Origin of the sequence: Nocardiopsis akebiae (assembly GCF_018316795.1) — a bacterium.
Lineage (GTDB): Bacteria > Actinomycetota > Actinomycetes > Streptosporangiales > Streptosporangiaceae > Nocardiopsis > Nocardiopsis dassonvillei.
On record NZ_CP074132.1, the window covers coordinates 5,986,307 to 6,009,430 of the forward strand.

At 69.2% G+C, this 23,124-nt stretch carries 14 protein-coding genes and 3 rRNA genes; 9 read left to right on the forward strand and 8 right to left on the reverse strand.

Annotated features, from left to right (window positions below; all coding sequences use genetic code 11):
* Positions 1-108 precede the first annotated feature (108 nt).
* From KGD83_RS25520 to KGD83_RS25535, 4 genes are all read left to right on the forward strand, one after another.
* Positions 109-432 (forward strand): hypothetical protein, encoded by a 324-nt coding sequence (locus KGD83_RS25520; RefSeq protein WP_212641520.1) that lies wholly within the window; start codon positions 109-111, stop codon positions 430-432.
* Positions 433-589: 157 nt separating this feature from the next.
* Positions 590-2,191, forward strand: a complete 1,602-nt coding sequence (locus KGD83_RS25525) for an AlkA N-terminal domain-containing protein (protein WP_212641521.1) — start codon at positions 590-592, stop codon at positions 2,189-2,191.
* A gap of 50 nt (positions 2,192-2,241) precedes the next feature.
* Positions 2,242-2,805: a methylated-DNA--[protein]-cysteine S-methyltransferase gene (locus tag KGD83_RS25530; protein WP_212644608.1), complete on the forward strand. Its 564-nt coding sequence runs from the start codon at positions 2,242-2,244 to the stop codon at positions 2,803-2,805.
* Between the two features lie 200 nt (positions 2,806-3,005).
* A complete protein-coding gene (locus tag KGD83_RS25535) occupies positions 3,006-4,073 on the forward strand; it encodes a M23 family metallopeptidase (protein ID WP_212641522.1) in 1,068 nt (355 codons plus the stop codon).
* A 139-nt stretch (positions 4,074-4,212) separates the two neighbouring features.
* Here KGD83_RS25535 and rrf read toward each other — a convergent pair.
* The 4 genes from rrf to pcrA all read right to left on the reverse strand — a co-directional run bounded on the left by rrf (position 4,213) and on the right by pcrA (position 12,269).
* Positions 4,213-4,328, reverse strand: a 5S ribosomal RNA gene (rrf, locus tag KGD83_RS25540).
* 104 nt (positions 4,329-4,432) lie between these two features.
* Positions 4,433-7,527, reverse strand: a 23S ribosomal RNA gene (locus KGD83_RS25545).
* A 329-nt stretch (positions 7,528-7,856) separates the two neighbouring features.
* A 16S ribosomal RNA gene (locus tag KGD83_RS25550) occupies positions 7,857-9,389 on the reverse strand.
* The 16S, 23S and 5S rRNA genes sit together here, the layout of an rRNA operon.
* Before the next feature lie 528 nt (positions 9,390-9,917).
* Positions 9,918-12,269 (reverse strand): DNA helicase PcrA, encoded by a 2,352-nt coding sequence (gene pcrA / locus KGD83_RS25555; RefSeq protein WP_212641523.1) that lies wholly within the window; start codon positions 12,267-12,269, stop codon positions 9,918-9,920.
* A 167-nt stretch (positions 12,270-12,436) separates the two neighbouring features.
* On the opposite strand from pcrA, the gene KGD83_RS25560 reads away from it, so the two are divergent.
* A complete protein-coding gene (locus tag KGD83_RS25560) occupies positions 12,437-13,366 on the forward strand; it encodes a nucleoside hydrolase (protein ID WP_212644609.1) in 930 nt (309 codons plus the stop codon).
* A gap of 206 nt (positions 13,367-13,572) precedes the next feature.
* Here KGD83_RS25560 and KGD83_RS25565 read toward each other — a convergent pair whose 3' ends face one another.
* Together KGD83_RS25565 and KGD83_RS25570 are read right to left on the reverse strand one after the other, a co-directional pair.
* Positions 13,573-14,244: a response regulator gene (locus KGD83_RS25565; RefSeq protein ID WP_212641524.1), complete on the reverse strand. Its 672-nt coding sequence runs from the start codon at positions 14,242-14,244 to the stop codon at positions 13,573-13,575.
* Between the two features lie 157 nt (positions 14,245-14,401).
* On the reverse strand, positions 14,402-15,604 hold the full coding sequence (locus tag KGD83_RS25570) for an ATP-binding protein (protein WP_212641525.1): 1,203 nt from the start codon (positions 15,602-15,604) through the stop codon (positions 14,402-14,404).
* Between the two features lie 219 nt (positions 15,605-15,823).
* On the opposite strand from KGD83_RS25570, the gene KGD83_RS25575 reads away from it, so the two are divergent.
* Together KGD83_RS25575 and KGD83_RS25580 are read left to right on the forward strand one after the other, a co-directional pair.
* On the forward strand, positions 15,824-17,254 hold the full coding sequence (locus KGD83_RS25575) for a PspC domain-containing protein (protein WP_212641526.1): 1,431 nt from the start codon (positions 15,824-15,826) through the stop codon (positions 17,252-17,254).
* Positions 17,241-17,465: a hypothetical protein gene (locus tag KGD83_RS25580; protein WP_212641527.1), complete on the forward strand. Its 225-nt coding sequence runs from the start codon at positions 17,241-17,243 to the stop codon at positions 17,463-17,465. Before KGD83_RS25575 ends, KGD83_RS25580 begins: the two co-directional genes overlap by 14 nt.
* Positions 17,466-17,695: 230 nt before the next feature.
* Here KGD83_RS25580 and rsmA read toward each other — a convergent pair whose 3' ends face one another.
* Complete coding sequence (gene rsmA, locus KGD83_RS25585) at positions 17,696-18,577, reverse strand: 16S rRNA (adenine(1518)-N(6)/adenine(1519)-N(6))-dimethyltransferase RsmA (RefSeq protein ID WP_212641528.1); 882 nt, start codon at positions 18,575-18,577, stop codon at positions 17,696-17,698.
* 92 nt (positions 18,578-18,669) lie between these two features.
* A complete protein-coding gene (locus tag KGD83_RS29270) occupies positions 18,670-18,873 on the reverse strand; it encodes a hypothetical protein (protein ID WP_394358085.1) in 204 nt (67 codons plus the stop codon).
* A 378-nt stretch (positions 18,874-19,251) separates the two neighbouring features.
* Between KGD83_RS29270 and KGD83_RS25595 the strand changes: the two genes are divergently transcribed.
* Positions 19,252-20,346: a CaiB/BaiF CoA transferase family protein gene (locus KGD83_RS25595; RefSeq protein ID WP_212641529.1), complete on the forward strand. Its 1,095-nt coding sequence runs from the start codon at positions 19,252-19,254 to the stop codon at positions 20,344-20,346.
* 165 nt (positions 20,347-20,511) lie between these two features.
* Positions 20,512-22,863: a hypothetical protein gene (locus KGD83_RS25600; RefSeq protein ID WP_212641530.1), complete on the forward strand. Its 2,352-nt coding sequence runs from the start codon at positions 20,512-20,514 to the stop codon at positions 22,861-22,863.
* Positions 22,864-23,124: the final 261 nt, after the last annotated feature.

A 23,124-nucleotide genomic window follows, 5' to 3' on the forward strand; every position in this document is an offset into this window, starting at 1 on the left:
CTCCTTGTGGGAGGCCCCCGGGTGCGCGGGGACGAGACGATGAACTCGCATGAAGGGTAACGCAGGTCACTGTCGGGTGACGGGCGCGGGGACGGGTATCGTCCGAACATGGGAGACGATGTCACCGAATTCGACCGGACCAGCACGGAGGACCTGCGGGACCGCGCCGTCGAACTGGCACGGCAGCGGTGGGACCTGCGCTTCTTCTGGCGGCTCCTCAGGCTGATCCCGGCCGCCGAGGCGGCGGCGGGCAACGAGGAGGCCAGTGAGGCGAGCGTCGCCCAGCTGTCCGGTTTCGTGTACGAGGCGCTGTCCGCCGAGACCGACCCGGACGTCCAGGAGGCGTTGCGCCCGGTGTACGTGCAGTACCTCCTCGACCACGGTGAAACCGCCGAGGACGTGGCCGAGGACGGGGACGCCGGAGCCACCTGAGCCCCTCGTAGACGACGGCCCTCCGGGCCGGTGAGCCCCGCGGGGGCGTCCGGTTCGGAGGGGGCGGGCCCCTGCGAACCGGAGACGGGGAGCACGCGCGTCGATGTCCGAAAACCGCCAGCTTCGGTGTGGCGTGTCGGCGAACATGGATGGCGTGATGGACGACGACCAGCGCTACCGCGCCGTACACAGCAGGGACGCCCGCTTCGACGGCCTCTTCTACACAGCCGTGCGCACCACGGGTATCTACTGCCGTCCGAGCTGTCCGGCCGTCACCCCCAAACGCGCCAACGTCCGCTTCTTCCCGACCGCCGCGGCCGCCCAGGAGTCGGGGTTCCGCGCCTGCAAGCGGTGCCGCCCCGACCTGACCCCCGGTTCGCCGGAGTGGAATCTGAGGGCCGACGTGGTCGGCCGCGCGATGCGCCTCATCCAGGACGGCGCCGTGGACCGGGGCGGCGTCAGCGCCCTGGCCTCGGCGGTCGGCTACAGCGAACGCCAGCTCAACCGGCTGCTGTCGGCCGAGGTGGGCGCGGGGCCGCTGGCCCTGGCCCGGACCGAGCGCGCGCAGACGGCGCGGGTGCTGGTGGAGACCACGGACATGCCGATGGCGGACGTCGCCTTCGCCGCGGGGTTCGCGAGCGTGCGCCAGTTCAACGAGACGATGCGCGCGGTGTTCGACCGCTCCCCCACAGAGATGCGGACCATGGGCGGTCGGCGTGCGTCGGCCGCCGCGGGGGCGCGTCCGGGGGACGACAGCCCTCCGGCCACCGAGCCGGGGACGGTCACGCTGCGGCTGCCCTACCGGGAGCCGATCGACCTTGCCCGGATGCTGGGGTTCCTCGGAGACCGCTCGGTGCCGGGCGTGGAGGAGTACCGGGACGGGGTCTACCGCAGAACGCTGATGCTGGCGCACGGTCCCGCGGTGGTGGAGCTGTCCGAGGGGACCGGGACCGTCGGAGGGCACGTGCTGTGCCGTCTGCGGCTGTCGGAGGCGCGCGACCTGACCAGTGCCGTGCGCCGGTGCCGCCGGCTGCTCGACCTGGACGCCGATCCGGGTGCGGTGGCCGAGGCCCTGGGCGGCGACCCCCTCCTGGGACCGATCGTGGCCGCCCACCCGGGACTGCGGTCGCCGGGGCACGTGGACCCGGCCGAGCTGGCGGTCCGGGCGGTCCTCGGCCAACAGGTGTCGGTACGTGCGGCCCGCACGCTGGCGGGACGGCTGGTGGAGCGGTTCGGCGAACCGCTCGCCCCGGGACTGGAGGCGCCGGGCGGAGGGCTCACCCATGTGTTCCCCTCCCCTGACGCGCTCGCGGCCGCCGACCCGGCCGGTTTCTCCATCCCGGTCGCGCGGGGACGCGCCCTGGCTGGGCTGTGCGGGGTGATCGCCTCGGGGTGGATCGACCTGGGACCCGGATGCGACCGGGACGAGGTCGAACGGCGTCTGGTGGAGCTGCGCGGCATCGGTCCGTGGACCGCCGGTTACGTGCGCATGCGTGGTCTGGGCGATCCGGACGTCTTCCTGCACGGCGACCTGGGCGTGCGGATGGCGCTGGAGGCGGGGGGCAGGCGGGCGACCCCCGCGGCCGCCGCGCGCGAGGCCCGGGCGTGGAGCCCGTGGCGGTCCTACGCCAACCACGCGCTGTGGGCGTCGTTGGCCGACCGGGAGCGGGAGAGTACGGCCGTTCGGGCAGCGGCGGTCGCACGGGAGGGCGTACGGGGTGTTTCGAGGCAACGTCGGCAACGGAAGGAATCGGCATGAGCACGCGGCAGGCACGGGCGGTCGGGGGACCGGGGCAGGAGGAACAGGGAATGCTGGCGTTCGATGTTGAGCCGAAGACGCCCCCGAGGGTGGCGACGGTGGAGTTCCGCGCTCCCTTGCCCGGACCGACGCGGTACACGACGATGCCGTCACCGGTGGGCGACCTGACCCTGTTCGGTGACGGCGCGGCCCTGGCCGGCGTGCTCACCCCGGCCAAGGACGGGCGGACGCGGGTGGTCCCGCAGGACTGGGTGGCCGATCACGAGCCGTTCGCCGACGTCGAGAAGCAGTTGAAGGCGTACTTCGCTGGCGAACTGCGCGAGTTCTCCCTGCCGCTGGCCCCACTGGGGACCGACTGGCAGTTGAAGGTGTGGGCGGCGTTGACGACCATCCCGTTCGGCGAGACCGCGAGCTACGGCCAGTTGGCGGAGGAGCTGGGCAGGCCGACCGCCTCCCGGGCTGTGGGCATGGCCAACGGTCGCAACCCGATCAGCATCATCGTGCCGTGCCACCGGGTGATCGGTGCGAACGGTTCGCTCACCGGGTACGCGGGCGGCCTGGAGCGCAAGGAGTTCCTCCTTGGTCTGGAGGGCAGGGTCGCGGGCATCCGCTGACCTGGTGGGGGGCCACCGGCCCCGTTCCCGAGCGCGGGGGCGGGGCCTTCAGTCGTGTGCGGCACCTGCGGTTGGCACTGCGTGAAACGCCGCCCTTACACCCCTTGCCGGGGCACGGACTCGTCATTACTCTTCGGTAACCGTGTGCTCACACCCCTGCGCGCACGGCCCCGATGACTCCGCCCCCACAAGGAGAAGAGTTGCCACCCCCTACCACCCCCGGTCTCCGTTCCCCGGTGTCCAGAACCCGCCCCCTGGGCGTCGCAGCCGTGGCCGTCACGGCCTCGGCCGTCCTGGCCGTCACCGCCTCCACCGCCCACGCCCAACCGATTCCGGCGGGAACCCCCCTCGCCTCCGCTGACAACGTCGAGGTCTCCGTCGACAGCGGCACCGCCGAAGCCCTCCCCGGCGGGTCCGCCGCCGCTTCCGCCGAGGACGTCCTGGCCGAATCGGTGGTCGCCGACGTACTGAGTGAACGGAATTCGTCCCTCGGCGCGCTCTCCCGCCAGGAGCGCGACGTGCGGGTCGACGTCCGCGAGGCCACCGGCGGATCGGCGTTCGGCGTAGCCATCGTGACCGCGCCCGTGAACGTGGACGAGAGCCCCTACGCCTGGCTGTTCGCCGCCGACTACGAGGGCTCCGCGTGGACGGTCGGATTGGAGGGGACCGAGGAGTTCTCGTCCATCCTGGCCGACTCCGAGCTGCTGGAGGAGGAGGAACGGGAGACCGTCGCGGCCTCGACGGACCCCTCAGGAGTCTCCACCAGCAGCTACACCGGTGTCGGGCTGCCGTTCGCCATCGGCTCGTCGATGATCATGACGGGAGGACCGCACGGCAACAGCGGAGGCCGTCCCTACAGCTCGGTGGACTTCGCGGGCGGCAGCGGCCAGGCCCGGGCGGCCCGCGGCGGCTACGCCTACAGCCTGTGCACCGGTTGGACGCGGGTGATCCACGACAACGGGTACTCCACGGACTACTACCACCTGGAGAACTACCAGTGGCTGCCCGGCAACAACGTCGGGGTCGGCCACTACCTCGGCACCCAGGGCAACAGCCTCTGCGCCGGCGGTTCGACGACCGGTGCGCACATCCACTTCTCGCTGCGGGGGTACAGCGACCCCAACGCCGCCGGCTGGTACGTCGCCCTGCACGGCAGGACCCTGGGCGGCTGGACCTTCGTGGAGAGCGCCGCCTACGGCGGCTACGCCTACCGCAACGGTGTCGGAACCGTCTACCCGGGCGGTTCGATGTACAACTACGGGTTCTAGGCGCCCACTGATTTCACAAGTGCACATGTAAGCCCATGAAAAAGGGGGAGGGGCCGCCTTGTGGGCACCCCTCCCCCGACACAAAAAAGAGAGGCAGGGCCACCCCTAACAGGCAACCCCACCCCTCCTTCAAGAAAAACCGTGGCAGCGACCTACTCTCCCACCCCACCACAGGGCAGTACCATCAGCGCAAAGAGACTTAACGACCGGGTTCGGAAAGAGACCGGGTGTGACCCTCCAGCAATAACCACCACGGAAACCACACACCACCCACCCCAACTCAACCCACCCCACAAGGCAGGGAATCACAGCGAGCAGCAAGCTCCGTGAAAAGTGTGCGCGAACATCCAATTATCTGCAGCGGACAAGCCCTCGGCCTATTAGTACCGGTCAGCTCCACCCCTCACAGGGCTTCCACACCCGGCCTATCAACCCCATCGTCTATAGGGAGCCTTACCCCCTCAAGGAGGCAGGAGACCTCATCTCGAAGCAAGCTTCCCGCTTAGATGCTTTCAGCGGTTATCCCTCCCGAACGTAGCCAACCAGCCATGCCCTTGGCAGGACAACTGGCACACCAGAGGTTCGTCCGTCCCGGTCCTCTCGTACTAGGGACAGCCCTTCTCAAGTCTCCAACGCGCACAGCGGATAGGGACCGAACTGTCTCACGACGTTCTAAACCCAGCTCGCGTGCCGCTTTAATGGGCGAACAGCCCAACCCTTGGGACCAACTCCAGCCCCAGGATGCGACGAGCCGACATCGAGGTGCCAAACCATCCCGTCGATATGGACTCTTGGGGAAGATCAGCCTGTTATCCCCGGGGTACCTTTTAGCCGTTGAGCGACACCGCTTCCACACGCCGGTGCCGGATCACTAGTCCCAGCTTTCGCTCCTGCTCGACACGTCCGTCTCACAGTCAAGCTCCCTTGTGCACTTACACTCAACACCTGATTACCAACCAGGCTGAGGGAACCTTTGGGCGCCTCCGTTACTCTTTGGGAGGCAACCGCCCCAGTTAAACTACCCACCAGACACTGTCCCCGAACCGGATCACGGTCCAAAGTTAGATGCCCGAAACAGTCAGAGTGGTATTTCACCAACGCCTCCACCGCCACTAGCGTGACAGCTTCACCGGCTCCCACCTATCCTACACAAACCATCCCAAACACCAATGTCAAGCTATAGTGAAGGTCCCGGGGTCTTTCCGTCCTGCTGCGCGAAACGAGCATCTTTACTCGTAGTGCAATTTCACCGGGCCCATGGTTGAGACAGTGGGGAAGTCGTTACGCCATTCGTGCAGGTCGGAACTTACCCGACAAGGAATTTCGCTACCTTAGGATGGTTATAGTTACCACCGCCGTTTACTGGCGCTTAGATTCCCAGCTTCGCAGGGGCGAACCCCCACTAACCAGTCCTCTTAACGTTCCAGCACCGGGCAGGCGTCAGTCCGTATACAGCGTCTTACGACTTCGCACGGACCTGTGTTTTTAATAAACAGTCGCTTCCCCCCGCTATCTGCGACCCCACCCAGCTCAGGATGCAAGATCCATCACCAGACAGGGCTCCCCTTCTCCCAAAGTTACGGGGACAATTTGCCGAGTTCCTTAACCATGGTTCACCCGAACGCCTCGGTATTCTCTACCTGACCACCTGCGTCGGTTTAGGGTACTGGCCACACACGAACTCGCTAGAGGCTTTTCTCGACAGCATGGGATCACTCACTTCACCAAAAACGGCTCGGCATCACGTCTCAGCTCACACGAGAGGCGGATTTGCCAACCCCTCAGCCTACACGCTTACCCCCGGACAACCACCGCCGGGTAGAGCTACCCTCCTGCGTCACCCCATCACTTACCTACTACAAGCTCGGTTCCCAGACCAGTAAGCCAAAGCTCCCCGAAGGGACCCAAGACCACCAGCGTGGTTAGCATCACCTGATTCAGTACTGGACGCTCGTGCACGGGTACGGGAATATCAACCCGTTATCCATCGACTACGCCTGTCGGCCTCGCCTTAGGTCCAGACTCACCCTGGGCGGATTAACCTGCCCCAGGAACCCTTAGTCAATCGGCGGCAACGTTTCTCACGTTGCTTTCGCTACTCATGCCTGCATTCTCACTCGCACGCCCTCCACCACACGATCACTCGGCAGCTTCACCGGACGCACGACGCTCCCCTACCAACCCAAGAACAAGTCTTGAGCTTCACAGCTTCGGCGGTGTGCTTTAGCCCCGCTACATTATCGGCGCAGAACCACTTGACCAGTGAGCTATTACGCACTCTTTAAAGGATGGCTGCTTCTAAGCCAACCTCCTGGTTGTCTCAGCAACTCCACAACCTTTCCCACTTAGCACACGCTTAGGGGCCTTAGCTGATGATCTGGGCTGTTTCCCTCTCGACTACGAAGCTTATCCCCCGCAGTCTCACTGCCACGCTTCACTTCACCGGCATTCGGAGTTTGTCTGACGTCAGTAACCTTGTCGGGCCCATCAGCCAAACAGTAGCTCTACCTCCAGCAAGAAACACGCGACGCTGCACCTAAATGCATTTCGGGGAGAACCAGCTATCACGGAGTTTGATTGGCCTTTCACCCCTACCCACACCTCATCCCCCAGGTTTTCAACCCTGGTGGGTTCGGGCCTCCACGAGGTCTTACCCCCGCTTCACCCTGGACATGGGTAGATCACTCCGCTTCGGGTCCACAGCATGCGACTCAACCGCCCTATTCAGACTCGGTTTCCCTACGGCTACCCCACCCGGGTTAACCTCGCCACACACCATGACTCGCAGGCTCATTCTTCAAAAGGCACGCCATCACCACACCCGAAGGTCCAGCTCTGACGGCTTGACAGCACACGGTTTCAGGTACTATTTCACGACCCCTCACCGGGGCACTTTTCACCTTTCCCTCACGGTACTAGTGCACTATCGGTCACCAGGACGTATTTTGGCTTAGCAGGTGGTCCTGCCAGATTCACACGGACTTTCACGGGCTCCGCGCTACTCGGGAACACATCAACGTCTAGCCGGTACCTTCATCTACGGGACTCTCACCCACTCCGGTACCGCTTCCCAACGGTTTCAACTACCACCGACATCAACGCTCCAGGCCGGCAGACCTGAACAGACATGTCCCACAACCCCGCAAACGCAACGACTGCCGTCTATCACACGCCTACGGTTTAGCCTCTTCCCCGTTCGCTCACCACTACTAGGAGAATCACTGTTGTTTACTCTTCCTACGGGTACTGAGATGTTTCACTTCCCCGCGTCACCACCAACCACCCTATACATTCAGATGGCGGCAACCCGACACAACTCGGGCTAGGTTTCCCCATTCGGACACCCACGGATCACAGCTCGGTTGACAGCTCCCCGTGGCCTATCGCGGCCTCCCACGTCCTTCATCGGCGCCTGGTGCCAAGGCATCCACCGTGTGCCACTATCACTTGGCCACTACAGATAATAAGATGCTCGCGCACACTATTCACAAATCAAAACACCAACCGCATACCCCAACACCACATCGGCCACAAGCAGCGAACATCAAGGTCCGCACACCCACCGAGAGTTCTCAGAGGCGGTCCGCGGGAACCAACACCCACTCCAGAACGGAGCAGAGGTTGCTTCCTCAGACACCCAACAGCGCGCCCCCGGACGCTTCTAGTCGCCCGAGGTCAAGTCCGATTTCACTTCAGCCACTCCCAAACACCCCGAAGGATGCCGGGTCCACTTTCGAGTCCGGCCAACATTAGGAAAGGCGTTGGCCTGTAAAGACTCCTTAGAAAGGAGGTGATCCAGCCGCACCTTCCGGTACGGCTACCTTGTTACGACTTCGTCCCAATCGCCAGCCCCACCTTCACTCACTCCCTCCCACAAGGGGTTAGGCCGCAAGTTTCGGGTGTTGCCGACTTTCATGACGTGACGGGCGGTGTGTACAAGGCCCGGGAACGTATTCACCGCGGCGTTGCTGATCCGCGATTACTAGCGACTCCACCTTCATGGGGTCGAGTTGCAGACCCCAATCCGAACTGAGACCGGCTTTTAGGGATTCGCTCCACCTTACGGTATCGCACGCCCATTGTACCGGCCATTGTAGCATGTTTGCAGCCCAAGACATAAGGGGCATGATGACTTGACGTCATCCCCACCTTCCTCCGAGTTGACCCCGGCAGTCTCCCATGAGTCCCCACCATTACGTGCTGGCAACATGGAACAAGGGTTGCGCTCGTTGCGGGACTTAACCCAACATCTCACGACACGAGCTGACGACAGCCATGCACCACCTGTCACCCGCCAACTAAATGACCTCACATCTCTGCGAGTCCACGGGTGATGTCAAACCTTGGTAAGGTTCTTCGCGTTGCGTCGAATTAAGCAACATGCTCCGCCGCTTGTGCGGGCCCCCGTCAATTCCTTTGAGTTTTAGCCTTGCGGCCGTACTCCCCAGGCGGGGCGCTTAATGCGTTAGCTACGGCGCGGAAACCGTGGAAAGTCCCCACACCTAGCGCCCAACGTTTACGGCATGGACTACCAGGGTATCTAATCCTGTTCGCTCCCCATGCTTTCGCTCCTCAGCGTCAGGTAAGGCCCAGAGACCCGCCTTCGCCACCGGTGTTCCTCCTGATATCTGCGCATTTCACCGCTACACCAGGAATTCCAGTCTCCCCTACCTACCTCTAGCATGCCCGTATCCACTGCAGAACCGGAGTTAAGCCCCGGTCTTTCACAGCAGACGCGACACGCCGCCTACGAGCTCTTTACGCCCAATAATTCCGGACAACGCTCGGACCCTACGTATTACCGCGGCTGCTGGCACGTAGTTAGCCGGTCCTTATTCCCCACCTACCGTCAACCCCCAGAGAACTGGGAGCCTGCGTTGGTGGTAAAAGAGGTTTACAACCCGAAGGCCGTCATCCCCCACGCGGCGTCGCTGCGTCAGGCTTTCGCCCATTGCGCAATATTCCCCACTGCTGCCTCCCGCAGGAGTCTGGGCCGTGTCTCAGTCCCAGTGTGGCCGGTCGCCCTCTCAGGCCGGCTACCCGTAATCGCCTTGGTAGGCCGTTACCCCACCAACAAGCTGATAGGCCGCGAGCCCATCCCTGACCGAAAAACTTTCCACCCTCCACCATGAGGTGGCGGGTCGTATCCGGTATTAGACGGCGTTTCCACCGCTTATCCCGGAGTCAGGGGCAGGTTGCTCACGTGTTACTCACCCGTTCGCCGCTCGTGTACCCCGAAGGGCCTTACCGCTCGACTTGCATGTGTTAAGCACGCCGCCAGCGTTCGTCCTGAGCCAGGATCAAACTCTCCATAAAGGTCACTCAACCCGGCCCGCGTTCCCCGGAGGGTCCGTTCGGGCGGGTAAACCTAGAAGTAATCCTGACCAACCGGGTCACCCCGGCTAATCAAAGGAACCTCCGCACACGAACCGGTGTGGTTCTGTGTGACGGGGCCAAAACAAACATGGCTTAAAGAAAATCAAACACGCGCTGTTGAGTTCTCAAGAAACAACCGCTCTTCGTGTACAAGCTGCTGTGAGCTTTTCCGCCGAAGGCGTTGTGCGTTTCCGCTTTGTTGTGTCTTTACTTTATCAGGTGTTCCGTGCCCCGCCAAATCGGCGGTTTGCGGTGTTTCTGATCGGGGTAAAGCCCGTTTCCTGTTCCGCTTCCGTGTTTCCTCGGAAGCGCCCCCCGAGCCTACCCGCACCGAAGCAGTGCTCGGAACGGTGATCCGGAGGAAGGGGTTGACCGGCCCGTCCGCGGGAACCGCGTCCGTCTCGCTCGGTCTTCCCCAACTCTACCCCCGGCTCGGAGTGCTCGGGACACGTTCACCGGAACTTGGCCTCAGAGCTTCTCGATCGGCGCGTACTTGACCAGGAAGTCCTTCTCACCGATGTCCGCGCCGAAGTCGATGCGGGCCTTGGTCCTGTCCCCGGCCCCCTCCACCAGCTGCACCCGGCCCATGCCGAAGGAGTCGTGGTTGACCAGGTCCCCCACGCTGAGCGTGGGCGCTTCCTTGGCCGCCTTCGCTCCCCCGCGCGACCGGGAGCCGCCGCCGAAGGTGCCGCCGAAACCGCCCCCGCCTCCGCTGCCGAAGCCCCCGGAGCCCCGGCCGCCGATGCTGCGGCTGGGCGGAGCGCCCAGGGTGGACTCGGCGCGGCGCCAGTCGACCAGGGACGAGGGGATCTCGTCCAGGAAGCGGGAGGCGGGGTTGTAGGAGGGGGTCCCCCAGGCGCTGCGCACGGCGGCGCGGCTGACGTACAGCAGGCGCTGCGCACGGGTCAGGCCCACGTAGGCCAGGCGGCGCTCCTCCTCCAGCTGCGTCTTGTCTCCGAGCGTGCGGGTGTGCGGGAACACCCCGTCCTCCATCCCGGTGAGGAAGACCGCGGGGAATTCCAGCCCCTTGGCCGCGTGCAGGGTCATCAGCGTGACCACGCCGCCCTCGTCGTCCTCGTCGGGGATCTGGTCGGTGTCCGCGACCAGGGAGATCCGCTCCAGGAAGTCGACCAGGGTCGGCGTTCCCGGGTCGACGGCCCCGGCGGCCTCCTCTCCGTCCTCGGTGGGCTCCTCCTCCAGGAGGGCGGCGAAGGTGTGCTCGAACTCGCGGGCGACGTCGACGAACTCCTCCAGGTTCTCCACCCGGCTCTCGTCCTGGAGGTCCTTGGACTCGGCCAGCTCGGACAGGTACCCCGTCTTGCTCAGCACCGCCTCGACGATCTCCGCGGGCGTGCCCTCGGGCACGGTCTTCTCCAGCTCCTCCAGCAGGGCGGTGAAGTTGAGCACCGCCTTGACCGAGCGGGCGGCCATGCCGGGGATCTCGTCCACCCGGCGCAGGGCCCGGGAGAAGGAGATGCGCTCGCGGGCGGCGAACAGCTCGATCGACTCCTCCGCGCGGGCGCCGATCCCGCGCTTGGGCACGTTGAGGATGCGCCGCAGGCTGACGGTGTCCTCGGGGTTGGCCAGGACCCGCAGGTAGGCGAGGACGTCGCGGATCTCCTTGCGCTCGTAGAAGCGCACGCCGCCGACGATCTTGTAGGGCAGCCCGGTGCGGATGAACACGTCCTCGAACACGCGGGACTGGGCGTTGGTCCGGTAGAACACCGCGACCTGGCTCGGGGTGAGCGTTCCGTCGTCGGTGAGCTTGTCGATCTCGCCGACCACGAAGGCGGCCTCGTCGTGCTCGTTGTCGGCTACGTAGCCGACGATGGCCGGCCCGTCGCCCTGTTCCGACCACAGGTTCTTGGCCGGGCGGCCCTCGTTGCGGTCGATGACCGCGTTGGCCGCGGACAGGATGGTCTGGGTGGAGCGGTAGTTCTGCTCCAGGAGGATGGTGCGCGCGTCGGGGAAGTCGCGCTCGAACTCCAGGATGTTGCGGATGGTGGCGCCGCGGAAGGCGTAGATGGACTGGTCGGCGTCGCCGACCACGCACAGCTCCGCGGGCGGCACCACACTGGTGTCGGAGCCCTCGGCCACGCCGACCAGCTCGCGGATGAACACGTACTGGGCGTGGTTGGTGTCCTGGTACTCGTCGACCATGACGTGCCGGAAGCGGCGCCGGTAGTACTCGGCGACGTCCGGGAACATCTGGAACAGGTTGACGGTGACCATGATCAGGTCGTCGAAGTCCATCGCGCCGGCCTCGTGCAGGCGGCGCTGGTAGAGCTGGTAGGCCTCGGCGAGCTTCTTCTCCTGCTCGGTCTGGGCCTGTCCGGCGAACGTGTCGTAGTCGACCAGCTCGTTCTTGAGGTTGGACACCTGGGCGGAGAAGGACTTGGGCGGGAACCGCTTGGGGTCCAGGTCCATCTCCTTGCACACCAGCTGCATCAGGCGCGCGGAGTCGGCGGAGTCGTAGATGGTGAAGCTGCTCGGATAGCCGAGCCGGGCGGCCTCCCTGCGCAGGATGCGCACGCACGCGGAGTGGAAGGTCATGGTCCACATGCTGTTGGCGGCGCGCACGCCCAGCAGCGCCTGGATGCGCTCGCGCATCTCGGCGGCGGCCTTGTTGGTGAAGGTGATGGCGAGGATCTCACCCGGACGGACACCGCGCGCGGCCATGAGGTGGGCGATGCGGTGGGTGAGGACCCGGGTCTTGCCGGACCCGGCACCCGCCACGATCAGGAGCGGGGAGCCGCTGTGGGTGACGGCGTCGCGCTGGGGACCGTTCAGACCTTCGAGAAGCTGTTCTTGGGAGGACACGGCATCCAGGTTACGGCCGCGCGGTGACGCTGCCGCCCCCGTCCACGGGGACGGACCCCCGTAAGCCCGTTTTGTCGGGCAAAAGCTCCCTGACCGGCGTCTTACCCTGTTTCGGTAGGGGCCTCCGGTCGGGGGCCCCCGTGTTCTGAGAGGGAGTTTCCTTGAGCATGCGTGTGTTCGTCGACTGCGACCCGGGGATCGACGACGCCGTCGCGCTCGCCTACCTGGCCGCTCGGCCCGAGGTGGAGATCGTCGGTGTCGGGGCGGTCTTCGGCAACAACAGCGTGGACGTCACCGCCGACAACGCGCTGCGGCTGCTGGAGCTGTACGGCCGCCCGGACGTCCCGGTGGCGGTGGGCGCCGCGCGTCCGCTGGTGCAGCCGCCGAAGCTGGCCGCGCACGTGCACGGAGGCAACGGCCTGGGGGACGTGGAGCTGCCCGAGCCCGCGGGTCGGCCGGTGTCGGAGACGGCGGCCGGGCTGCTGGTGCGCCTGGCCCGTGAGAACCCGGGCGAGCTCGACGTGCTGGCCGTGGGACCGCTGACGAACCTGGCGATCGCGCTGGCCCTGGAGCCTGAGCTGCCGCGGCTGGTGCGCCGCCTGGTGGTGATGGGCGGCGCGGTGCGCGTGGCGGGCAACGTGTCCTCGCACGCCGAGGCCAACATCAGCAACGACCCGGAGGCCGCCGAGGCGGTGTTCGCGGCGGGGTTCGACCTGGACCTGGTGGCGCTGGACGTCACGATGAAGACGGTGGCCACCACCGAGTGGCTGGAGGAGCTGGCCGCGGTCGCGGGCGAGCGCGCCGTGCGCACGTCGGCGTTCCTGGACTTCTACGCCGACTTCTACTCGGGGATCTTCGGGGTCCGCCAGTGCGCGATGCACGACCCGCTGGCCGCGGCCGTGCTGGTGGACCCGCACCTGGTGACGGAGTCCTTCGAGGCCCCGGTGCAGGTGGAGCTGACCGGGACGCTGACGCGGGGGATGACCGTGGCGGACCTGCGCCCGCGCCCGCGGGACGGTGGGCGCCGCCCCGCGCGGGTGGTCACGGGCGTGGCCGAGGACGAGTTCCTGGGGCGGATGCTCGACTCGCTGCGCTGAGCGGCCCCGCCGGGGTTGTCCACAGGCCGTGGGATGGGGGTGGCGGCACGCCCCCGAATGGTGGTCCCATGGATTAGGGGGTCCCCGGGGGAGCCCTGCTTCGCCGTGCCCCGCGGTCCGCACGCGTCGGTCCCCGCCCGCTGGCCCGGACTCCGCGACCCGCGCCGGGCGAAGCGCACGCGGGGGCGCGGCGTCCGGCGCCGGGTTCAGACCAGCCTGCGTGCGGTGGCCCAGCGGCTCAGCTCGTGGCGGTTGGACAGCTGGAGCTTGCGCAGCACCGAGGACACGTGCGTCTCCACGGTCTTGACGGAGATGAACAGCTCCTTGGCCACCTCCTTGTAGGCGTAGCCGCGCGCGATGTGGCGCAGGACCTCGCGCTCGCGCTGGGTGAGCCGGTCCATCTCGGGGTCCACCGGCGGGGCGTCGGTCGCGGAGAAGGCGTCCAGCACGAACCCGGCCAGACGCGGGGAGAAGACCGCGTCGCCGTCGGCCACGCGCACGATGGCGTCGGCCAGCTCCCTGCCGGAGATGGTCTTGGTGACGTAGCCGCGGGCGCCGCCGCGCACCACGCCGATGACGTCCTCGGCGGCGTCGGAGACCGACAGGGCCAGGAAGCGGATCTGGGGGTGCTGGGCCAGGACCCGGCGCAGCACCTCCACGCCGCCGCCCCCCGGCAGGTGGACGTCCAGCAGGACGAGGTCGGGCTGCTTCTCCCCGATGACGTGCACGGCGGCGTCGACGTCGCCGGCCTCGCCGACCACGTTCACGGCGTCGCCGAGCTCACCGCGCACACCGCTGCGGAACAACCGGTGGTCGTCCACGATCACGACGCGGGGGACCGCGTCACCGCTACTGAAGGTCGTGTTCTCGTCTGCCACACCGTGGACTCTACCCACGGCGGGGCGGACGGGGACACCGGCGTCGGGGGCTGTCCGCTTCCGGCCGCCCTCCGACACCGTCGCCGGCCGTTCCGGCGTTCGCTCCGGCGGCGGGACCGGCGACAGGGACCGCCCGCGCCCCTCGCGCGGTCCGGAGCTACGGCAGATCGGGGACGCGCGGCATGCGCAGCTGCACCTCGGTGCCCTCGCCGGGGCCGGTGCGGATGCGCGCGGAGCCGCCGTGGCGCTCCATCCGGCCCAGGATCGAGCCGCGCACGCCCATGCGGTCCTCGGGGACGGCGTCCATGTCGAACCCGGCGCCGCGGTCGCGGACGAACACCAGCACCTCCTCCTGGTCGACCTCGCCGAACACCGAGATGCTGTCCGTCCCGGCGTACTTGGAGGCGTTGACCATGGCCTCGCGGGCGGCGCGGAGCATGGCCGCCAGCGCGTCGTCCATGGGGCAGTCGCCCACGCACACCACTTCGAGGGGGACCCCGTGCTCCTCCTCGACCTCGGCGGCGACGCGTTCGAGCGCGGGCGAGACGGTGGTGTCGGCGTCGGCGGGCCGCTGGTAGAGCCAGCTGCGCAGGGCGCGCTCCTGGACGCGGGCGAGGCGCTGCACTTCTCGGGGGTCCTCGGCCCGGCGCTGGATGAGGGTCAGGGTGTGCAGGACGGAGTCGTGGATGTGGGCGGCGAGTTCGGCGCGCTCGGCGTTGCGGATGCGCTCGCGGCGCTCTTGATCGCGTTCGCGGACCAGCCCGATGATCCAGGGGGCCACGATGAGCGCGATGCCCGCGAGCACGGTGAAGGCGAAGGTCAGGCCGGCGCGGGCGTTCTGGAGCTGTTCCTGGAAGACGAGGAAGCCGATGGCGCCGACGACGACGAGCAGCACGCCCGCGCCCGCGCGCATGATGCCCTTGGGTGAGGAGCGGCTGACGGTGCTGGTCATCCACTGGTCGCGCTGGGACGGGTTGGCCTGCTGCCAGAGGATGATGCCGCCGAGGGCGCCGAAGACCACGAACCACAGCAGCGGGTCGAAGACGCCGCCGAAGAGCAGGAACAGGAGGCCGAGTCCGGCGGCGAGGCCGACGTAGGCGACGAGCTGGGAGAGGTCGCGGCCCTTGCGTCGGCTCTCGGACTCGGCTGCCCCCTCCTCCGGGGAGTCGCTGGGCACGAAGAAGTACAGGGCGGCGTAGACGGCGATGCCGATGCCGCCCACGGACAGCGCCATGAAGGCCAGGCGGACCACCACCGGGTCCAGGCCCAGGTGGCGGGCGAGCCCGGCGGCGACGCCGCCGAGGAGCCTGCCCCTGACCGCGCGGGTGAGCCGCGGGGTGTCCGCGGCCGTTGCTGCCACCGCCCGATCACCGCTTTCGTCCGTGCGGCGGGGAGGATGTACGCGCCCGCCGCGTTCGTGGGTCCTGTGCTGTCCAGGATGCCCCCTCCGGAGCGGGCCGGGCATCGGGGGCGCGCCCCTGGTCCTGGCCGGGCCGCCGTCAGGGTGGGTTCAGGGTCGTCCCGGATGTGCTGGTGGGCGGCGGCGGGTGACCATGGGTGGGTGAGGAGAGCGCGGTGAGTGACCATGACTGACGACCCGGTGCCGGAGGGCGCCCCGGCCGCGTCGGCTTCCGGTACGGCGGAGGCGGACGCCGGGGCTTCCGTGCGCGAGCTGCGCAAGGGGGACGAGGACAGGGTCCTGGCCGGTGTGTGCGCGGGCCTGGGCCGGTACACCGGGGTAGATCCGGTGGTGTGGCGTGCGGCATTCGTGCTGACCTCGTTCGCCGGGGCGACGGGGCTGCTGCTCTACATCGCCGCGTGGATGCTCATGCGCGACGCCCAGGGTGTCCCGGCGACGTTCGAGCAGATGCTCAACCGCAGCATCCCGCCTCGTACGGTGCCCAAGCTGCTCGCGGTGGGGTTGGCGGTCGCGACGACGTTCAGCCTGGTCGGCGGACTGGGGTGGTCGACACTGGTGCTGGCGGTGCCCCTTGTGCTGGGGCTGCTGGCCGCGCGCAACCGGGGCGTGGACCTTCGGACGGCGTTCACCGAGCTGCGAGAGGACCTGCGGGCCACGGACCCGCCGCCCGCGACGCCCTCCCCGGAGCCGACCGCGACCTACTACAACCCGGCACAGCCGTGGGCGTCCGCGCCGCAGGGGCCGGTGGACCTGGCGGTGGTGGCGGAGCGCGGCGCCGCGCGGGACGCCGAGGGGGACGAGGACGAGGACGAGGAGGAGGGGCGTTCCGGCGAGTCGGGCGGGTCCGGCACGCGGGCGGCGAAGGACGGTGGATGCGGTCCCGAGGGCAGGCGTCTGCCGCTGGCCTCCCTGGCCCTGTGGACGGTCGTGGCCGGGGCGGTCCTGGTGCCGGTGCTGGAGTTCGGCTGGTCGTCCTCGCTGTGGAGCGGGCGGACGGCCGACCTGCTGTTCGGTCCGGAGACCGGGGTGTTCTTCCTGGCGGGGTCGCTGGCGGTGGTCGGCCTGTACGCCCTGGTCGGCGCCTGGGCGGGTAATCCGCGGGGGCTGCTCCCGATGGGCGCGGCGGCCGTGCTGCTGGTGGTGCTGGCGTCGGTGACCGACCTGACCCGGGTGCGGATCGGCGACGAGACGTGGCGGCCGACCACGGTGGCCGCGGCGGAGTCCGGCGACCACCGGCTCACCGTGGGTTCGGGAACCCTGGACCTGACCGGGATGGAGGATCTGGAGCCCGGCGAGGCCGTCGACGTGTCGCTGTGGATGGGGGCGGGCCGCGTGGAGCTGGTCCTGCCCGAGGACGCGGAGGTCGCGGTGCGCTCGACGATCGGTCTGGGGGGCGTGGACTTCGGCGGGGGCGGTCGGGACGACGTGTTCGGGGTCACTCTGGACTACGAGGAGGTCCACGGGGCCGCGGCGGAGGCCGGGGCCCGGGACGAGGAAGCGCGGGGCGGCGACGGGGCCGGGGCCCCGCGGATCAACGTGCGCACCGACTCACTGGTCGGGGTCGTGGAGGTGAAGCGTGGCGGAGCGTAGGACTGACTGGGGCTCGCTGGTCGCGGGCCTGCTGTTCCTCGGCTTGGCGGTCGGGTTCGTCATGCGCGGCACGGGCGACTGGGAGTTCAACGTCCTGTGGGTGCTGCCGGTGCTGTTGGCGGGTCTGGGCGCGGCCGGGGCGGCCCGAGCGCTCGCCCGGCACCGGCGCGGGCGGCCCGCCGCGAGGAGCCGCTCCGACTCCTTGGAGTGACGGACACGCCCCCGGAGGGGGCCGCGAGAACCACAAGGGAGAACACAAGGACCCGCTGGGGACGCGGGAAACGCGGGGCGCCGACCGGGACGGGGAGGCGCCCCGCGGCTTGTCCCGCGAAGGCGTGCCGCTGCGGGCGGGGCCCTGTCCGGGCGCCCGGTAAGCGCCGGGGACGGGCGGGGCGGACGCCCTGGCCCCGGCGGCCGGGGCCGGGCCCGCTCCGCCGTGGCTCAGGACCTCGGGCGCTGCTCGGCGATGGCCGCGAACTCGGTCACGTCCAGCGACTCGCCCCGGGCCGAGGGGTCCACGCCCGCCGCGCGCAGGGCGGTCTCGGCGGCGGGCGGCGAACCGGCCCACCCGGCCAGGGCGGCGCGCAGGGTCTTGCGGCGCTGCGCGAAGGCGGCGTCGATCACCCTGAACACCTCCTCGCGGCTCGCCGTGGTGGCGGGCGGCGGGCGGCGGATGAGTTCGACCAGCCCGGAGTCGACGTTGGGAGCGGGCCAGAACACGTTGCGGCCGACGGCTCCCGCGCGGCGGGCCCCGGCGTACCAGGCGACCTTGGCCGAGGGCACCCCGTAGACGCGGCCGCCCGGGGAGGCGGTGACGCGGTCGGCGACCTCGGCCTGCACCATGACCAGGACCCGCCGCAGGCTGGGCAGCAGCTCCAGCAGGTGCAGCAGGACCGGGACGGACACGTTGTAGGGCAGGTTGGCCACCAGCGCCGTGGGTTGGGGTCCGGGCAGCCCGGTCACGCGCATGGCGTCGCCGTGGACGACGGTGAGCCGGTCGGCGAGGTCGGGCGCGTGGTCGGCGACGGTGCCCGGCAGTGCCTCGGCCAGCGCCGGGTCGATCTCCACGGCGGTCACGTGGCGCACGTGCGGGAGGAGTGCCAGGGTGAGCGAGCCCAGGCCCGGGCCGACCTCGACGACGGCGTCCTCCTCGCTGACCCCCGCGACCCGCACGATGCGGCGGACGGTGCCGTGGTCGATGACGAAGTTCTGGCCCAGGGTCTTGGTGGGCCGGATACCGAACCGCTCCGCCAGTGTCCGCACGTCGGCGGGGGTGAGCAGGCGGGAGCGGTCGTCGGGTGCGGGTGTCTGTGTCACCCCCACATCTTGCCAGCTCCCGCGCGTCGTCCCGTTTGCGGCGAATCCGGGCGGCGGCCCGCCCGGTCCTCCGGCCTCCGTTCAGCTCCGGGGCCGGATCAGTCGAACGGGTGCGTGCCGCAGTGGGGCCACTGGCTCCGCCGGTCGCCGCCGACGCTGTCGTAGAGCTGCTGGGCGCGCCGGGTCTGCTCGGCGGGGGCGGCGGCCGCGACCGGGAGCGGCAGGCGCCGCATGGCGCGTCGCCGTCCTCGGGTGCTGCGGGCGCCCTTCCCCGGGGCGGGGGTCTCCGGGGTGCTGGACATGACGGATTCGTCCTTTTCGGAAAGGTCGGTACGGTTTTCACGTGCCCTGTCCGCACGGGTGCGCTCCGGTGCTCCGCCACTGGCGGCGGGGTGGCGAAAATTTTTTCCGGGGCCTGATAAGGGCTCTCACGCCAGCGAGCACCGGCACATTAACACCCCTTACTGGAGCACTTTTGTATCTGACCGAAAAAGGTGAAGCGACTCGCGGACCTTCGAAACCGAATTCCCTTTCCCCCTCTTTATCGTCTTTTCCGCTCCACTCTCCCCCGGCGCACCGCGGAGGGCGCCGACGTGGCGCCGCGGAACAGGACCCTGCACAATGAACCGAGCGCCGTTCTGGTCGCGCGCGCTCCCCTCTACCGCCTTGGAGACCTCCCCATGGGACCCCTGAACGGAATCCGCGTCGTCGAGTTCACCGGGATCGGCCCGGCGCCGATGGCCGGGATGCTCCTCGCCGACCTGGGCGCCAGCGTCATCCGCCTCGATCGCCCCGCGGCCGCCGACGCGATGAACTCCGGCACGGGCGGGCCCCACATGAGCGAGGGGCGCACCGTCCTGCCCGCGGACCTCAAGTCCGAGGAGGGCCTCGCGCTCGCCCGCGACCTGGCCTCCCGCGCCGACGTGCTCCTGGAGGGCTTCCGCCCCGGGGTCATGGAGCGCCTGGGCCTGGGCCCCGAGGCCTGCCTGGAGGCCAACCCGCGCCTGGTCTACGCGCGGGTCACCGGCTGGGGCCAGGACGGGCCGCTGGCCCGCACCGCCGGGCACGACATGAACTACATCTCCGTGAACGGCGCCCTGCACTCCATCGGGCGCGCGGGCGGCCCTCCGGTGCCCCCGGTCAACCTCCTGGGCGACTTCGCCGGGGGCACCATGTTCGCGGTCACCGGCGTCCTCGGCGCGCTGGTCGAGCGCCACTCCTCCGGCCGCGGACAGGTCGTGGACGCCGCGATGGTGGACGGCAGCGCGCTGCTGATGTCGATGCTGCACGAGGACCGCGCGCGCGGTTCCTGGAGCGACGAGCGCGGCACCAACTACCTGGACACCGGCGCCCCCTGGTACGACGTCTACGAGTGCGCCGACGGCAGGTACGTGTCGGTGGGCTGCATCGAGCCCCAGTTCTACGCCGCGTTCCTGGAGGGCACCGGCCTGGCCGGGGAGGACCTGCCCGACCAGTGGGACCGGTCGGGCTGGCCCAGGCTGCGGGAGCGGTTCGCCGAGGTCCTGCGCACCCGCACCCGCGACGCGTGGGGAGAGGTGTTCGAGGGCGCCGACGCCTGCGTGATGCCCGTCCTGTCCCTGGAGGAGGCCCCCGACCACCCGCACGTGCGCGCCCGCGGCTCGCTCGTGCGCGACGGCGACCGGATCGTGTCGGGCCCGGCGCCGCGCTTCGACCGCACCCCGGGCGGGGTCACCCGGGGCGCCCGGCAGCCCGACACCGCGCGGACCCTCCGGGAGTGGGGTATCGCCCCCTGACCGAAACCCCGCCCGCGCGCCGTCCGGTTTCCGACCCGGGCCCCTCTCACGCCCGCCGTCGCCCGCGCCTCCCCACTCGCCGGGCCCCGCGAATCCCCCTACGCGGCGCGGAGAGTGGCTAGGGTGAGCGACCAGTCCGGCTGAGCGCGCGACGGGGGGTCCGCCATGCCACGACGGCTCGTCACACCGGGGGCGCACTGGGGAAAGCGCCTGGGTGCCCTGCTGCTGTCCGCCGCGGTGCTGCTGTGCGCCGCGCCCGCGGCGTCCGCCGCGGTTCCCGCCGAGACCGACGCCCTGTCCGGGCCCGAGGGACCGGCCGGGCAGCGAGAGGGACCCGTGGTGCTCGTGGGCGTGCCGGGGCTGCTGTGGCAGGACGTGAACCCCGAGACCACGCCGACGCTGTGGCGGATGGCCGAGGAGGGTTCGATCGGCAACGTGTCGATCCGCACGGCCACCTCTCGCACCTGTCCGACCGACGGCTGGCTGTCGGTGTCGGCCGGGCAGCGCGCCCTGTCCATCCGGGAGCGCTTCACGGTGTGCGAGGCCGCCCCGGAGCCCGAGCGCACCGGTTCGGGCGCGGTCGTCCCGGGTTTCGACGCCTACGTCAGCCAGAACGCGCGGACCGCCTTCCAGGCCCCCGTGGGGCTGCTCGGGCAGACCGTGCGCGAGGAGGGCGGGAGCACGCTCGCCGTGGGCCACGGCGCCGCCCTGGGCGTGGCCGACGCCTCCGGGCGGGTGGACCACTACGTCGACGACGTGCGCGAACTGACCACCGACCGTCTGGAGGGGGTCTCCCTCGCTGCGGTCGAACTGGCCGGGCTCACCCGCCTCTACCCCGACTACCCGGATCCGCCGATCACCGACGAGGAGGCCCGGGAGGCCGCCCAGGAGCCGGTCGGCGAGGACTCCGACGAGGACGAGGAGGCGGACGGGGAGGCCGGGGGACCGCCCGAGCCCGATCCCGAGGACGTCCCCGAGTGGGAGCGCGACAAGGCGCTGGCCGACATGGACGAGCAGCTGCGGACGCTGGAGCGCGTGCTGCCGGCCGACTCGTCGCTGATGGTGGTCGGCGTCTCCATGGACACCGGGCCCTCCCAGCTCACGGTGGCCGTGTCCGGTGAGGTCGCGGAGGCCGGGTTCACCGGTGAGGGGGCCTTCCTGGCCTCGGACTCGACCCGCCGGGCCGGGCTGGTGGTGCTCACCGACACCACGCCGACCGTCCTGACCGCCCTGGGGATGCGGGCCACCGAGCCGACCAGCGGTCGGGCCTGGCACCTGGCCGACCGGCCTCCGACGACGGACGAGGCCGTCGGGCGGCTGGTGGAGTTCAACACCGCCGCGGTGGTGGTGGGCGCCGCCATCCCGGGCTTCTTCAGCGGCCTGGTCGCCTTCCAGTTGCTCGTCTACGCGGCGGCGGCCTACGCGCTGCACCGCTACTCCAACCGGCAGCGGGGCAAGCGCGCGCGCGTGCTGACGCTGACGCGGGCGGTGGCGCTGGCCGGGGCGGCCTTCCCGGTGGCCAGCTACCTGGCCAATCTCATCCCGTGGTGGGCCTCGTCCTCTCCCCTGTCGTCGCTGCTGGTGTGCGTTTTGGCCGCGGACGCCCTGGTCGTGGCGCTGGCCATGGCGGGGCCCTGGCGGCGCACCGCACTGGGCCCGATGACGGTGGTCGCGGGCGCGACCACGGCGGTGCTCTTCCTGGACCTGTGCTTCGGCGCCTACCTCCAGATGAACTCGCCCACGGGGTACTCGCCGATCGTGGCGGGCCGGTTCTACGGGGTCGGCAACATCGCGTTCGCGACGTTCGCGACCGGCATGCTGATGACGGTGGCGGGGATCTCCCACGAACTGGTCTCGCGGGGCTGGCGCCGCTCCGCCGTGGCGGTGACCCTGGTCGTCGGTGCGGCGACGGTGCTGATCGTGGGCTGGCCGGGCCTGGGCACCGACTTCGGCGGAGTGATAGCGCTGATCCCCGGCTTGGCGGTGACGACGATGATGATCGCCGGGGTGCGCGTGACGGCGGTGCGCCTGGCCGTGGTGGCCCTGGTGACGGTGGCGGCGATCTCGCTGATCTCGTGGCTGGACTACCTGCGCCCGCCGGGGGACCGCAGCCACCTCGGAGCGTTCGCGGGCCAGGTGGTCAGCGGCGAGGCGGGTGCGGTGGTGGCCCGCAAGCTGAGCGCGATGCTGGGGACGCTGGGCAACTGGCAGCTGACCCTGCTGGCGGCGTGCGCGCTGGTGTTCCTGTTCGTGATGCTGCACCGGCCGACCCACTGGCGGATCGGCGCGCTCCAGGTGGCCTACGAGTACGCACCGACGCTGCGGGCCGGGCTGACCGGCTCCCTGGTGACCGCGCTGGTGGGCTTCGCGGTCAACGACTCCGGGGTGGCGATCCCGGCGATCGCGCTGACGGTGGTGGTACCGCTCACACTGTCTGCCTGCGTGTGGGCCCTCCAGCAGAGGGACGAGGACCGGACACCGGCTCCCGAACCCGCCGAGAACGCCCAGTGCATGTGATGCACACCTCATAAAGCACACGGGGAGCAAAGGACGCGAGCACGACCTTGCGTCGCTCACGTCACGAATCGGCCACGGCGCTGTGGTAAAGTCCGTGGCTGGGCGGCTTCTCATGGCAGACACCCGGCGCTCCGCCGGGCGCAGAGCCGGTCCGACCGACCGCTCGGAAGAGGCCAGGCACCGCCCTCCGACGGCCACCCCCGCCGCACCGGCGGGGAATGCCCGCCCCCGCGGGCTGGTTTGCACAGTTGCCGAGGGCGG

Bases quoted from the DNA above. Each gene is read 5' to 3' on its own strand.
- KGD83_RS25520 (WP_212641520.1), top strand. From the start codon at position 109: ATGGGAGACGATGTCACCGAATTCGACCGGACCAGCACGGAGGACCTG.
- KGD83_RS25525 (WP_212641521.1), top strand. From the start codon at position 590: ATGGACGACGACCAGCGCTACCGCGCCGTACACAGCAGGGACGCCCGC.
- KGD83_RS25530 (WP_212644608.1), top strand. From the start codon at position 2,242: ATGCTGGCGTTCGATGTTGAGCCGAAGACGCCCCCGAGGGTGGCGACG.
- KGD83_RS25560 (WP_212644609.1), top strand. From the start codon at position 12,437: ATGCGTGTGTTCGTCGACTGCGACCCGGGGATCGACGACGCCGTCGCG.
- KGD83_RS29270 (WP_394358085.1), bottom strand. From the start codon at position 18,873: ATGTCCAGCACCCCGGAGACCCCCGCCCCGGGGAAGGGCGCCCGCAGC.
- KGD83_RS25595 (WP_212641529.1), top strand. From the start codon at position 19,252: ATGGGACCCCTGAACGGAATCCGCGTCGTCGAGTTCACCGGGATCGGC.
- KGD83_RS25600 (WP_212641530.1), top strand. From the start codon at position 20,512: ATGCCACGACGGCTCGTCACACCGGGGGCGCACTGGGGAAAGCGCCTG.